Here is a 12,909-nt window from a genome sequence, read left to right as displayed (position 1 = left end):
ATGCCAGCATCATGGTTCATCCAATGACAGTTAACGTTATTCGCCTAAATCCGTTGCTTTTTTGTTCAGCAATCGCGCTGCACGCCAGTATACCAGCAACATCAGCCCCATCACCACGGTCAGCGTGATGCTGGTGGCGGAGCCGAATGGCCAGTCACGAATATTGAGGAACTGGCTTTTAATCACGTTACCGACCAGCAAATTTTTCGCCCCGCCCATCAGATCCGCAACATAGAACAGCCCCATGGCCGGCAGCATCACCAGCAGGCAACCGGCAATGATCCCCGGCATCGTCAGCGGGATAATAATGCGAATGAAGGTTTGCAGTTTACCGGCCCCGAGATCTTTTGCCGCTTCCAGCAGCGGTTTGTCGAGCTTCTCGATGCTGGAGTAGAGCGGCATCACCATAAACGGCAGCAGAATGTAGACCAGACCGATAATCACCGCGACCGGGGTAAACATAATGCGCAGCGGCTCATCGATGACACCCAGCCACAGCAGGAAGGCGTTGAGATACCCTTTGGTGCTGAGGAAAATCTTCAACCCGTAGATGCGGATAAGTGAGTTGGTCCAGAAGGGAACAATCAGCAGAAACAGCAGCAGCGGGCGCACCTTCGCGGGCAGTTTCGCCAGGAACCAGGCAAAAGGGTAGCCCAATACCAGGCAGGACAGCGTGGCGATTGCCGCCATGTTCAGGGAGTGCAGCAGCACGTCGAAATAGAGCGGATCGAGCAGACGCGTATAGTTATCCAGCGTAAAAACCCATTGGACGAAATGGGCATCGTCGCGGGTCAGAAAGCTGGTGGCGATGATCATCACATTCGGCAGGAAAACAAACAGCACAAGCCAACCGACGATAGTGGCGATCACCCCATTCTGGAATTTACTGGTACTCTTCATCAGCCAGTACGACCTCCCAGCTTTCTACCCAATTTATGGCCATTTTCTGGTCCAGCGAGTGGTCAAAATCCGGATCGTCTTCATTAAAGAACTCACTGACCATCACCATTTTGCCGTTTTCCAGCTCAACCATGGATTCCAGTGTCATCCCTTTGTAGTTGCGCTCACGAACGTAGCCGATCAGACCTTCTGCGTCGCTCACGTCGTGGATCTCTTCGACACGCAAATCTTCCGGGCGCAGCAGTACGTTTAACGGCTGGCCTTGTTCCACCGGGAAGTTAACGTGAATATGGCATTCGCGGCCTTCGACGCTGGCGCGCACGCGGTGTGCATCGACACGCTCAATCACCGTGGCGCTGAAAATATTGATTTCGCCGATAAAGCTGGCGACAAACAGGTTCTTCGGCTCTTCATAGATTTCACGGGGCGTACCATCCTGCTCAATGCGGCCTTCGCGCATCACCACAATGCGGTCTGACATGGTCAGGGCTTCTTCCTGATCGTGGGTGACAAAAACAAAGGTAATACCCAGCTTACGTTGCAGCGCTTTCAGTTCGTTTTGCATCTGCTTACGCAGTTTGTAATCCAGCGCGGAGAGCGATTCATCTAACAACAGCAAACGCGGTTTATTAACCACCGCGCGGGCGATGGCGACACGCTGCTGTTGCCCACCGGAGAGTTGATGCGGTTTACGTTGGGCAAAGGAGTCCAGTTGCACCATCCGCAACGCATCCATCACGCGTGGGGTTATCTCCTGAGCCGGGGTTTTTTGCATCCGCAGACCAAAAGCTACGTTGTCGAACACCGTCATATGGGGGAAGAGCGCGTAGCTCTGAAAAACGGTATTGACGTGGCGGTGTTCCGCTGCAACGTGCGTGATATCTTCGGCATCGAGGTGGATATGGCCGACATCGACACTTTCCAGCCCGGCGATCAGGCGCAGAACTGTCGTTTTACCGCAGCCGGAAGGACCCAGCAGCGTCAGAAATTCGCCGTTATTGATGGTGAGGTTAAAATCGGAAATGACATTTTTGCCATCAAAGCTTTTGCGAATACCCGCAAGCTGCACAAGCGGTGAACGCGAACGCGGTTGTGTGTTCAATTTTTGACTCTGTCCCATGTCGACGCATCGAAAGGCTTATCGGATGCGGGGTTTGTGGTTAACCACCTTTGGGTTGTGCACGATTTAAGGGCTGGCATTCTACGGCAAAGCGGTGAAATCGCCAATCGTTGTCGTATTTTCGTCGAACGGAGGGGGAATTTCCGGGCTACGGTTAATTACGTGGGCCGTAATTTTGAAAATATTCTCGTTTACGGGGTAAAAGTGACCTGACGCAATATTTGTCTTTTCACGCTTATTGATAATGTTATGACATTTTGTGGGGGTGGCTTCATGGACAAATTATTAGAGCGTTTTTTGCAGTACGTTTCTCTGGATACTCAATCAAAGCCCGGCGTCCGGCAGGTGCCCAGCACTGACGGGCAGTGGAAACTCCTGCGTTTACTTCAGAACCAGCTGACGGAGATGGGGCTGGAAAATGTCACATTAAGCGATAAAGGCACGGTGATGGCGGTGTTGCCGTCAAATGTGCAAACGCCAGTACCTGCCATCGGTTTTATTTCCCATGTGGATACCTCGCCGGATTGCAGCGGCAAGAATGTGAATCCGCAAATCCTTGAAAACTATCGCGGTGGCGATATCGCGCTGGGCATTGGCGATGAGATCCTGTCGCCGGTGATGTTTCCGGTGCTGCACCAGTTGCTTGGGCAGACGCTGATCACCACGGATGGCAAAACATTGCTTGGCGCGGATGATAAAGCCGGGGTGGCGGAGATCATGACGGCGCTGGCGGTATTGAAGAAGAAAAACATTCCCCACGGCGATATTTGCGTGGCGTTTACCCCTGATGAGGAAGTGGGTAAGGGCGCGAAACATTTCGATGTGGAAGGCTTCGGCGCAAAATGGGCCTATACCGTCGATGGCGGCGGCGTTGGCGAGCTGGAGTTTGAAAACTTTAACGCCGCGTCGGTGAACATCAAAATTGTCGGTAATAATGTCCACCCCGGTACGGCGAAAGGGGTAATGGTTAACGCGCTGACGCTGGCCAGCCGTATTCATGCGCTGGTGCCGGAAGAGGAGAGCCCGGAAAACACCGAGGGCTATGAAGGCTTCTATCATCTCACCAGCATTAAAGGCACCGTTGAACGCGCCGACATGCACTACATCATCCGTGATTTTGACCGCAAGATGTTTGAAACACGTAAACGTAAGATGATGGAGATTGCCAAAAAAGTGGGCAAAGGGCTGCATCCGGATTGTTATATCGAACTGGTGATCGAAGACAGCTACTACAATATGCGTGAGAAAGTGGTAGAGCATCCGCATATTCTCGAAATCGCCCAGCAGGCTATGCGCGACTGCGATATTGAACCGGAGCTGAAACCGATTCGCGGTGGGACCGACGGCGCACAGCTCTCCTTTATGGGTTTACCCTGCCCGAACCTGTTTACCGGCGGTTATAACTACCACGGCAAGCACGAGTTTGTGACGCTGGAAGGCATGGAGAAAGCCGTGCAGGTGATTGTGCGAATTGCTGAGCTGACGGCGAAAGGGGAGTAGCCTGCGCTGCCGGATGGCGGAATACATGTCTTATCCGGCCTGCGTGAGAGATGTCGCAGGCCGGATAAGCAGGCGGTCAGGTATTAATCTTCGAAGAACCAGTAACCGCTGTTGACGAGTGCGGCGAGCATTGCGAGGAAAGAGGGATCATCCAGTGCATCGCCAAACATCTCACCCTGCAATACGATATGACTTGCCAGCGCTTCAAGCGCCGGGCGGTGTGGCGAGTTGATCCGCTCGCCGTTGGCGAACACGTCATCACCAATACGCAACACGCGTAAACCGCCAAGACGCACCAGCTTGTCACCCTGTTTCAGCGCATCGTAAATTTCATCCGGCTGATAGGGCGGCTCAGGGGGCGCGATATCCAGTTCGTGGCGTGACTGGGAAATAAATTCGCCCATCCACTCTTTAAACTGCTCCGGCTGATTGATCAGTCCCAGCATCATGTCGCGCAGCTTATCCAGCTCTTCCGGCAGAATATCCGCCGGGTGGGCGCGCTGTGGAACATCCGGATCGCTATAGCGTTGGCTGCCCAGTTCGCGTTGCAGAACGTAATCAGCAAACCCGCTGATCAATTCACGGCCGCTGGGGGCACGGAAACCCACAGAGTAGTTCAGTGAATTCTCCAACGAATAGCCTTCATGCGGGAATCCCGGCGGAATATACAGGATATCGCCTGGCTCCAGCTCTTCATCAATGAGCGCCTCAAACGGATCGACCTGCAGTAAGTCCGGGTGGGGGCAGTGCTGTTTCATCGGCGTTTTTTCGCCGACGCGCCAGCGACGGCGACCGGTACCCTGAATGATAAACACGTCGTACTGATCGAGATGCGGGCCCACGCCGCCGCCAGGCACCGAGAAGGAGATCATCAGATCATCGGTACGCCAGTCCGGGAGCACGCGGAACGGGCGCATCAGTGCGGCAGCAGGTTGATGCCAGTGGTTGACGGCCTGCACTAACAGCGACCAGTTGCTTTCGCCCAGGTGATCATAGCTTTCGAAAGGACCGTGGCCCACCTGCCATTTACCGTCAAGATGGCTGACCAGACGGCTGTCCACCTCATTTTCCATTGCCAGTCCTGCCAGTTCGTCCGGGCTGATGGGATCGATGAAATTTTTAATCCCACGTTTCAGCACTACCGGGCGTTTTTGCCAGTAGCGTTGAATAAAGTCTGGCCAGTCTATTTCTACGTGATAGTCCATATGCGTTTCCGGCAAATTATCAGTGGCTGAATAAAGGATTATAGTAATGCCGATAGCGTTCAGTCGCCAGCGATCGCCGCCTGTTGTCGGCCAAAGATCACTTCCATTTTGGCGCCGCCCAGTAAACTCTCTGCGGTGATGATCTGCCCTTCATACTGGTCGACAATTTCCCGTGCAACGGAAAGCCCGACGCCCTGTCCCGGGCGCAGCGTATCAGCGCGTTGCCCGCGATCAAAAACCACCTCGCGCTTGGCAGCGGGAATGCCCGGACCATCATCTTCGACGATAATATGCAGCGTGTCGTCTGTTTGCCGGGCCGAAATCTCGACAAATTCAAGACAGTATTTGCAGGCGTTATCCAGCAAATTGCCCATCACTTCCATAAAGTCATTTTTCTCACCGACAAAACTGATTTCCGGTGAGATATCGACGGTAATGTTGACGCCTTTGCGTTGGTAAACCTTGTTCAGCGCCGAGGTCAGGCTGTCGAGCAACGGCGCAACGGGATGCAGTTCCCGGCTGAGCAGGCCGCTACTGCCGCGCATCGTGGCGCGATGCAGGTAGTAACCAATCTGCTGCGAGATACGGCTGATCTGTTCCAGCATCACCGGTTCGGCATCGGAGACGCTCATCTTCTCGCTGCGTAGCGATCGCAACGTGCTTTGCAACACTGCCAGTGGCGTTTTCAGACTGTGAGTGAGATCAGTGAGTGTGGTGCGGTACTTGTCATACCGATCGCGCTCACTTTTCAGCAGGCGGTTAAGATTGCGAACCAGACTGGTCAGTTCGCGAGTGGTCTCCGGATTAAGCTGTTCGCGGTGATGCTCTTCCAGTTCGCGGACTTCACGGGCCAGCGCTTCAATGGGACGTAAACTCCACCACGCCGCCAGCCACAACAGCGGAACCACCAATAACAGGTTTGCGGCCAGCACATAGACAAACCAGCTCCACACCATATAAGAGCGTTTCAGCTCAATCGGAATGGTATCGATCACCACAATGGTTAATTGCGGCATACGGCTGGTGGCCGGGTAGATATTGACCGCGACAGAGTGTGTCATCTCAGAACTGCTGTCATCTTCGCGGATCTCTTTCAGCTCTTCAGCAACGGAGTGATCGTCATCAATCAGTGTTCTGCTGGCATCAATATCCGCTTCAATTTCATGAAAGCCATTTGTCCGCAGCCAGTCAGGGTCGATACTGTTTTCCAGCCAGGGAACATCCCGCTGGGACCAGATCAGTTTGCCGTTCTGGTCGTAGATCAGCGCCATGGTTGGGCTTTGCAGATTGAGGTTTTCCGGGAGATCAACGCTGAGCCGATTGTTTTCCCATTTTGCCAGCGTATAAAACAGGTTGCTCTCTCCCCGCAGCAGACGGAAGGTGGTCTTGTCGAAACTGACACTGTAACCCACCAGCGCCACCATGCCATAAGCGAGGGAAAGCACCATCACCACCGCTGCGGTGGCAAGTAAAAAACGGACCCGCAGGGAAAGCGGCAGGAGGTGTCGCAACACGCGTCTCATTTAGGTAATTCGAAGAGGTAGCCCTGACCGCGCACCGTGGTGATCACATCTTCCGGATACTGTGTCTGGATTTTTTTGCGCAAACGTCCCATCAGCACATCAATGGTATGGCTCTCACGTAACTCTGCATCAGGGTAGAGCTGAAGCATCAATGAATCTTTGCTCACCACTTTACCGCTATTGCGGATCAGCGTTTCCATAATGGTGTACTCGAATGCCGTGAGTTTTATCACATCGTCGTTAATCGACAACTCACGACGGGAGAGGTCCACCTGAAATGGCGGCATAGAGATCAACTGAGACGCGAGGCCGCTGTTGCGGCGCATCAGCGCCTGAATGCGGGCAACGACTTCTTCAATGTGGAACGGTTTGGTAACGTAGTCATCCGCGCCAGCACTCAATACTTCAACTTTATCCTGCCAGCCTTCACGAGCGGTCAGCACCAGAACAGGCAGGGTGACGTCATGGCTGCGCCAGCGACGGATCAACGACAACCCATCTTCGTCCGGTAAGCCGAGATCGACAATGGCGATATCAGGAATATGTTCATTAAGAAAATAATCGGCTTCCCTGGCATCTTCCGCCGCATCCACTTGATGCCCCAGCTCCTGTAGCTGCACTTTTAAATGGTGACGCAGCAGGGCATTGTCCTCCACAACCAGTATGCGCATCGTCAGAACTCTCCTTAAGTTTTTGATGAATTCAGTCTAACGCTGATTGTGGTGCAGGAGGGATAAACATTTATTAAACCGTAGAAGTAAGAAACCCTCTTTTCCGGGGAAAAGAGGGTGAGCGGCCCACAGTCGATTATTTGAGCTCGTCGACCATGGTGATGGCGCGACCAATATAGTTGGCCGGGGTCATCGCTTTCAGGCGGGTTTTTTCGTCTTCCGGCAGTGCAAGACCATCGATAAACTGCTTCATGCCTTCCGCGTCAACGCGTTTACCGCGGGTCAGCTCTTTGAGTTTTTCATAAGGCTTCTCAATGCCGTAGCGGCGCATCACGGTCTGGATCGGCTCCGCCAGAACTTCCCAGTTGTGATCCAGTTCGTCCAGCAGGCGATCGCGGTTCACTTCCAGTTTGCTCACGCCTTTCAGCGTTGACTGGTAGGCAATCAGCGCATAACCCACGCCCACGCCAAGATTACGCAGTACGGTGGAGTCGGTCAGATCGCGTTGCCAGCGGGAGACAGGCAGTTTGCTGGCCAGATGCTGCAATACTGCGTTAGAAAGGCCCAGGTTGCCTTCTGAGTTTTCAAAATCAATCGGATTGACTTTGTGCGGCATGGTAGAAGAGCCGATTTCACCAGCAATGGTTTTTTGCTTGAAGTGATTCAGTGCAATGTAACCCCAGATATCTCGGTCAAAATCGATCAGAATGGTGTTGAAACGCGCCATGCAGTCAAACAACTCTGCAATATAGTCGTGCGGCTCGATCTGCGTGGTATACGGGTTCCACTGGATCCCCAGTGAGGTGACAAACTCTTCGCTGAACTGATGCCAGTCCACTTCCGGGTAAGCCGCGATATGGGCGTTATAGTTGCCCACTGCGCCGTTGATTTTACCAAGGATTTCCACCTGGTTTAACTGACGGAACTGGCGTTCCATACGGTAAGCGACGTTCGCCATCTCTTTACCAATGGTCGACGGCGTGGCTGGCTGACCGTGGGTACGGGAGAGCAGCGGGATATCGCGATACTGCACCGCCAGCGCTTTTACCGCGTCGATAAGCTGGCGCCAGTACGGCAGGATCACCTCATCACGGGCGGTTTTCAGCATCAGGGCGTGAGAGAGGTTATTGATATCTTCTGAGGTGCAGGCGAAATGGATAAATTCGGAAACTGCATGCAGCTCAGGGAGCTCCGCGACTTTTTCTTTCAGAAAATATTCAACCGCTTTGACATCGTGGTTCGTGGTGCGCTCGATGGTTTTAATGCGAAGCGCATCTTCTTCACTGAAGCCGTCGACGATTTTATCGAGGAAACCGTTTGCGTGGTCAGTAAAAGCAGGAACTTCCTTGATCGCCGCATGAGTCGCCAGTTTTTGCAGCCAGCGCACTTCTACCTGGACACGAAATTTCAGCAAACCGTATTCGCTGAAGATCCCGCGCAGCGCGCTGACTTTATCGCCGTAGCGTCCATCGACAGGGGAAACGGCGGTCAGTGAGGATAATTCCATAAGTCACAACTCCGGGAGGTTAACAATGAGCAAGAATGTTTTTGGCCTGGGTCGACAGGCGATTTCGGGACAACATCAATTGCAGGCGACCGCCGCCGACCTGGTGCCAGAGCACCGCAGCGCGGATCCCGGCCAGCAGAGTGGCGCGGACTTTTGCCTGTACCTGCGGGCTTTGCAGCACCGCGGGTGAACCGGTGACCTGAATACGTGGTCCCAGTGGGCTGATGACATCAACATATATTGCCGCCATGGCGCTGAGCAGCGTGTCTGATTGCAGATCGAAGTGCTCAAGCTGGCGTTGCAAACTGGCGATGCGGTTACCGAGCGTATCCATTGCCTGTTTATTACCGGCAAGTTTACGCTCCAGCACCATCATACTTAAGGTATAGCGGGTCAGTTCGGCATTGAGACCCTGGCGACTGCTGGCATTCAGTACGCCAAGCAGCGTTTCCAGCCCGGTGCGCAGATTGGTTTCGCTGCCGCCAAAGACGCCAAGCGTGGAGTCCGGGTTCAGATCAATCACGCTGTTCAGCGAGACATGCAGCGCGTCGCTGTCACAATGCCCCTGGTGCGCCAGTTGTTGCACCAGACGTGCGGACTGGCAAATGCCTGCCAGCGCCAGGGTAATGTCGTAATAGTTCTTCGCCACACTCACTCCTTTTTTGACCCGCATTGCAACCATTGCGCGGGCTTTCGCCAGTCCGGTTTTATTGACTCTGTATTACAGGGGCAGCGGCAGACGCTGCTCGATAATACCGCCACCCAGGCACACTTCGCCGCTATAGAACACAGCGGACTGGCCTGGCGTGACGGCCGCAACCGGGTTGTCAAAACGCACGTCGATACGGTCGGCGTCCAGCACGGTTACGGTGCAGGGAATATCTTCCTGACGGTAACGGGTTTTCACCGTACAACGCAGCGTGCCCTGTAGCGGTTCGCGATCCACCCAGTGCAGTTGCTGTGCGATAAGCCCCACGGACATCAGGCGAGGATGCTCATGGCCTTGCGCGACAATCAGGATATTCTTTTCCACGTCTTTATCGACCACATACCACGGCTCTTCGCTGCCGTCTTTGGTCCCGCCGATACCCAGGCCTTTACGCTGACCAAGAGTATGGTACATCAGACCCTGGTGCTCGCCGATCTCTTCACCCTCGACGGTGAGGATTTTACCGGGCTGCGCCGGCAGGTAACGACCAAGGAATTCGCGGAATTTACGTTCGCCAATAAAGCAGATACCGGTAGAGTCTTTTTTCTTCGCGGTTGCCAGGCCCAGATCTTCGGCGATTTTACGCACTTGCGGTTTTTCCAGCTCACCGACCGGGAACAGGCTTTGCGCGATCTGCTCGTGACCTAAGGTATACAGGAAGTAGCTCTGATCCTTATTGCCATCAAGACCGCGCAGCAGGCGGCTTTTGCCGTCCACATCGGCGCGGCGCACGTAGTGACCGGTGGCAATATAGTCCGCGCCGAGATCTTCGGCGGCAAACTCAAGGAACGCTTTAAATTTGATCTCTTTGTTGCAGAGAATATCGGGGTTCGGCGTGCGCCCGGCTTTGTATTCAGCCAGGAAATGCTCGAAGACGTTGTCCCAGTATTCTGCGGCGAAATTGACGGTGTGCAGCTCGATGCCGAGTTTGTCACAAACGGCCTGCGCATCGGCCAAATCCGCTGCAGCGGTGCAGTATTCTTCGCCGTCATCCTCTTCCCAGTTCTTCATGAACAGGCCTTCCACGTTATAACCCTGTTGTTGCAACAGGTAAGCGGAAACAGAAGAGTCGACACCGCCGGACATACCGACGATCACTTTTTTTGGGCTATCAGACATAGAATACTCACGACGTAGAACTTCAGGGCGGCGTATTCTATCACGGGCTGGCGGCTCAGGCATCCCCTGTAAACGGCCAGTTAAATGCTGCGATAGTTTCCAGTGGCAAACGCGGGCAGTTCTGATAACACCGAATGCTTTCCGCAACCAGCGGTGAGCGCAGGTTTGTCGCAGAAAAGATCTCTTCGGCCGAGACCCAATGGCAGCGATCGATATCGCTATCGTGGGGTTCAGTGGCGCACATTTCGTTAAGCTCAATCGCAAACAAAAAGCGCAGAAACGGCGTGCGATCGCGCGCTATCCACTGATGCATTCTAAGAAAATGTTGTGGCTCAGCGCGAATGCCTGTCTCTTCCCACAGTTCGCGGGCGGCAGCCTGCGTCAGGGTTTCGTTGGCTTCCAGATGGCCTGCTGGCTGGTTCCACAGGGCTTTGCCGCGAATCGTCTCTTCAACCACTAAAAATTTTCCCTGCGCATGTACGACGCAGGCAACGGTTACGTGGGGTTTCAGCATCACTACTCCCTTATAAGATTAAGCATCTCGCCATTCACCGTTGGCGAGGTTATCCAGCGTGTAAGTCCCCATAGCGTAACGGATAAGCCGCAGAGTAGGGAACCCGACGTGCGCCGTCATTCTCCGCACCTGGCGATTACGCCCTTCATAGAGGGTAATTTTCAGCCAACTGGTGGGAATGGACTTCCGTTCACGGATTGGCGGGTTACGCGGCCACAACCACTCTGGTTCATCGACCCGTTCAACACCTGCGGGAAGCGTCGGACCATCGTTCAGGTCAACACCATTACGCAACGCATTAATGGCCTCTTCGGTTGGTTCACCTTCAACCTGCACATAATAGATCTTGCCGGTGCGTTTGCCAGGTTGCGTGAGGCGCGCCTGTAATGCGCCATCGTTGGTCAACACCAGTAATCCTTCACTGTCGCGGTCAAGCCGCCCGGCGGCATAAACGCCTTCTATGGGAATAAAATCTTTCAGCGTGCTGCGCCCGGCTTCGTCAGTGAATTGCGGCAAAACATCGTAGGGTTTATTGAATAAAATCACACGTTTTGGCTGGTTTTTCCGTTCGGGTCTGGTGGCTTGTCGCGAGCTGAATCGCTCAACCCGGTGATTTCTAAAAGAAGTTTTGTTCATGGTATTTTCAGTGATTATCAATTGCCGCATTATAGCTGAATCACGATTGCCTTTCATGGAACCCAACTATCGGTTAGTATTGATGGGCTCATTACAATTCATTAACAAAAAACGGTTTGCTCTGTGTGATTCACGTAACAGGTGAGCGGACGCAGTCTGAGCGCCCCGGCATGAAGTCAACGAGCAAAACAACCAGAAGCGCTCGAAGGAGAGGTGAATGGAAAGCAAAGTAGTTGTTCCGGCGGAAGGTAGCAAGATCACCCTGCAAAATGGCAAGCTCAACGTTCCGAATAACCCGATTATCCCGTTCATTGAAGGTGACGGTATCGGTGTTGACGTGACCCCGGCAATGCTGAAAGTGGTTGATGCCGCTGTGGAAAAAGCCTACAAGGGCGAGCGTAAAATTTCCTGGATGGAAATTTACACCGGTGAGAAATCTACCCATGTTTACGGCCAGGATGTCTGGCTGCCGCCTGAAACACTCGATCTGATTCGTGATTACCGTGTTGCCATCAAAGGCCCTCTGACGACGCCGGTTGGCGGCGGTATCCGTTCTCTGAACGTTGCACTGCGTCAGGAGCTGGATCTCTACATCTGCCTGCGTCCGGTACGTTACTACCAGGGCACCCCGAGCCCGGTTAAACACCCTGAACTGACCGATATGGTTATCTTCCGTGAAAACTCAGAAGACATTTACGCCGGTATTGAGTGGAAAGCGGACTCTGCCGATGCGGAAAAAGTGATCAAATTCTTGCGTGAAGAGATGGGCGTGAAGAAAATTCGCTTCCCGGAACATTGCGGTATTGGTATTAAACCGTGTTCCGAAGAAGGCACCAAACGCCTGGTGCGTGCGGCGATTGAGTACGCTATCACTAACGATCGCGACTCTGTGACGCTGGTGCACAAAGGCAACATCATGAAGTTCACCGAAGGTGCGTTTAAAGACTGGGGCTACCAGCTGGCGCGTGAAGAGTTTGGTGGTGAGCTGATCGACGGCGGTCCATGGCAGAAAATCAAAAATCCGAAAACCGGCAAAGAGATCATCATTAAAGATGTGATTGCCGATGCGTTCCTGCAACAGATCCTGCTGCGTCCGGCTGAATATGACGTTATCGCCTGTATGAACCTGAACGGTGACTACATTTCTGATGCCCTGGCGGCGCAGGTTGGTGGTATTGGTATCGCCCCGGGCGCGAACATTGGCGACGAGTGCGCTCTGTTCGAAGCGACCCACGGTACCGCGCCGAAATATGCAGGTCAGGACAAAGTGAACCCGGGTTCTGTGATCCTCTCCGCAGAAATGATGCTGCGCCACATGGGTTGGGTTGAAGCGGCTGACCTGATCGTTAAAGGCATGAGCGGCGCGATTAACGCCAAAACCGTGACCTACGATTTCGAACGTCTGATGGAAGGCGCTAAGCTGCTGAAATGTTCAGAGTTTGGCGACGCGATTATCGCGAACATGTAATCCGCCTCGCGGGTTAAACAAGAACGGGAGCCGCTTG

The 12,909-nt window shown here is 53.6% G+C and carries 12 protein-coding genes; 2 read left to right on the top strand and 10 right to left on the bottom strand.

The annotated features are described in order from the left end of the window. Window positions 1-36: 36 nt before the first annotated feature. Together potB and potA are read right to left on the bottom strand one after the other, a co-directional pair. Complete coding sequence (gene potB, locus O9K67_RS14920) at window positions 37-900, bottom strand: spermidine/putrescine ABC transporter permease PotB (RefSeq protein WP_061494912.1); 864 nt, start codon at window positions 898-900, stop codon at window positions 37-39. Next, the gene (gene potA, locus O9K67_RS14915; RefSeq protein WP_061494914.1) at window positions 884-2,020 is read right to left on the bottom strand and encodes a spermidine/putrescine ABC transporter ATP-binding protein PotA; all 1,137 of its coding nucleotides are present in this window, start codon (window positions 2,018-2,020) and stop codon (window positions 884-886) included. Before potA ends, potB begins: the two co-directional genes overlap by 17 nt. Before the next feature lie 273 nt (window positions 2,021-2,293). On the opposite strand from potA, the gene pepT reads away from it, so the two are divergent. After that, window positions 2,294-3,520, top strand: a complete 1,227-nt coding sequence (gene pepT / locus O9K67_RS14910) for a peptidase T (protein ID WP_061494917.1) — start codon at window positions 2,294-2,296, stop codon at window positions 3,518-3,520. An 83-nt stretch (window positions 3,521-3,603) separates the two neighbouring features. On the opposite strand, the gene O9K67_RS14905 is transcribed toward pepT, so the two are convergent. The 8 genes from O9K67_RS14905 to rluE all read right to left on the bottom strand — a co-directional run bounded on the left by O9K67_RS14905 (window position 3,604) and on the right by rluE (window position 11,434). Next, window positions 3,604-4,725, bottom strand: a complete 1,122-nt coding sequence (locus tag O9K67_RS14905) for a ribosomal protein uL16 3-hydroxylase (protein ID WP_061494919.1) — start codon at window positions 4,723-4,725, stop codon at window positions 3,604-3,606. Between the two features lie 59 nt (window positions 4,726-4,784). Beyond that, window positions 4,785-6,248, bottom strand: coding sequence for a two-component system sensor histidine kinase PhoQ (gene phoQ / locus O9K67_RS14900; RefSeq protein WP_061494921.1), 1,464 nt, complete (start codon window positions 6,246-6,248; stop codon window positions 4,785-4,787). Further along, window positions 6,245-6,919, bottom strand: coding sequence for a two-component system response regulator PhoP (phoP, locus tag O9K67_RS14895; RefSeq protein ID WP_061494923.1), 675 nt, complete (start codon window positions 6,917-6,919; stop codon window positions 6,245-6,247). The genes phoQ and phoP overlap by 4 nt, the downstream gene beginning before the upstream one ends. A 136-nt stretch (window positions 6,920-7,055) precedes the next feature. Next, window positions 7,056-8,426, bottom strand: a complete 1,371-nt coding sequence (gene purB, locus O9K67_RS14890) for an adenylosuccinate lyase (protein ID WP_061494925.1) — start codon at window positions 8,424-8,426, stop codon at window positions 7,056-7,058. 19 nt (window positions 8,427-8,445) lie between these two features. Next, on the bottom strand, window positions 8,446-9,075 hold the full coding sequence (gene hflD, locus O9K67_RS14885) for a high frequency lysogenization protein HflD (RefSeq protein ID WP_061494927.1): 630 nt from the start codon (window positions 9,073-9,075) through the stop codon (window positions 8,446-8,448). A gap of 72 nt (window positions 9,076-9,147) precedes the next feature. Next, on the bottom strand, window positions 9,148-10,254 hold the full coding sequence (gene mnmA, locus O9K67_RS14880) for a tRNA 2-thiouridine(34) synthase MnmA (RefSeq protein WP_061494929.1): 1,107 nt from the start codon (window positions 10,252-10,254) through the stop codon (window positions 9,148-9,150). A 55-nt stretch (window positions 10,255-10,309) separates the two neighbouring features. Next, window positions 10,310-10,768 carry an NUDIX hydrolase gene (locus tag O9K67_RS14875; protein ID WP_061494931.1) on the bottom strand — a complete coding sequence of 153 codons (459 nt, stop codon included), beginning with the start codon at window positions 10,766-10,768 and terminating at the stop codon, window positions 10,310-10,312. Between the two features lie 18 nt (window positions 10,769-10,786). Then, window positions 10,787-11,434: a 23S rRNA pseudouridine(2457) synthase RluE gene (gene rluE / locus O9K67_RS14870; protein WP_071890692.1), complete on the bottom strand. Its 648-nt coding sequence runs from the start codon at window positions 11,432-11,434 to the stop codon at window positions 10,787-10,789. A gap of 187 nt (window positions 11,435-11,621) precedes the next feature. Here rluE and icd point away from each other — a divergent pair, with 187 nt between their 5' ends. Next, window positions 11,622-12,872, top strand: a complete 1,251-nt coding sequence (icd, locus tag O9K67_RS14865; protein ID WP_061494935.1) for an NADP-dependent isocitrate dehydrogenase — start codon at window positions 11,622-11,624, stop codon at window positions 12,870-12,872. Window positions 12,873-12,909 lie beyond the last annotated feature (37 nt).

This window comes from Kosakonia oryzendophytica, assembly GCF_027886705.1.
Classification (GTDB): domain Bacteria; phylum Pseudomonadota; class Gammaproteobacteria; order Enterobacterales; family Enterobacteriaceae; genus Kosakonia; species Kosakonia oryzendophytica.
This window is presented reverse-complemented; position numbering and strand designations above follow the sequence as displayed.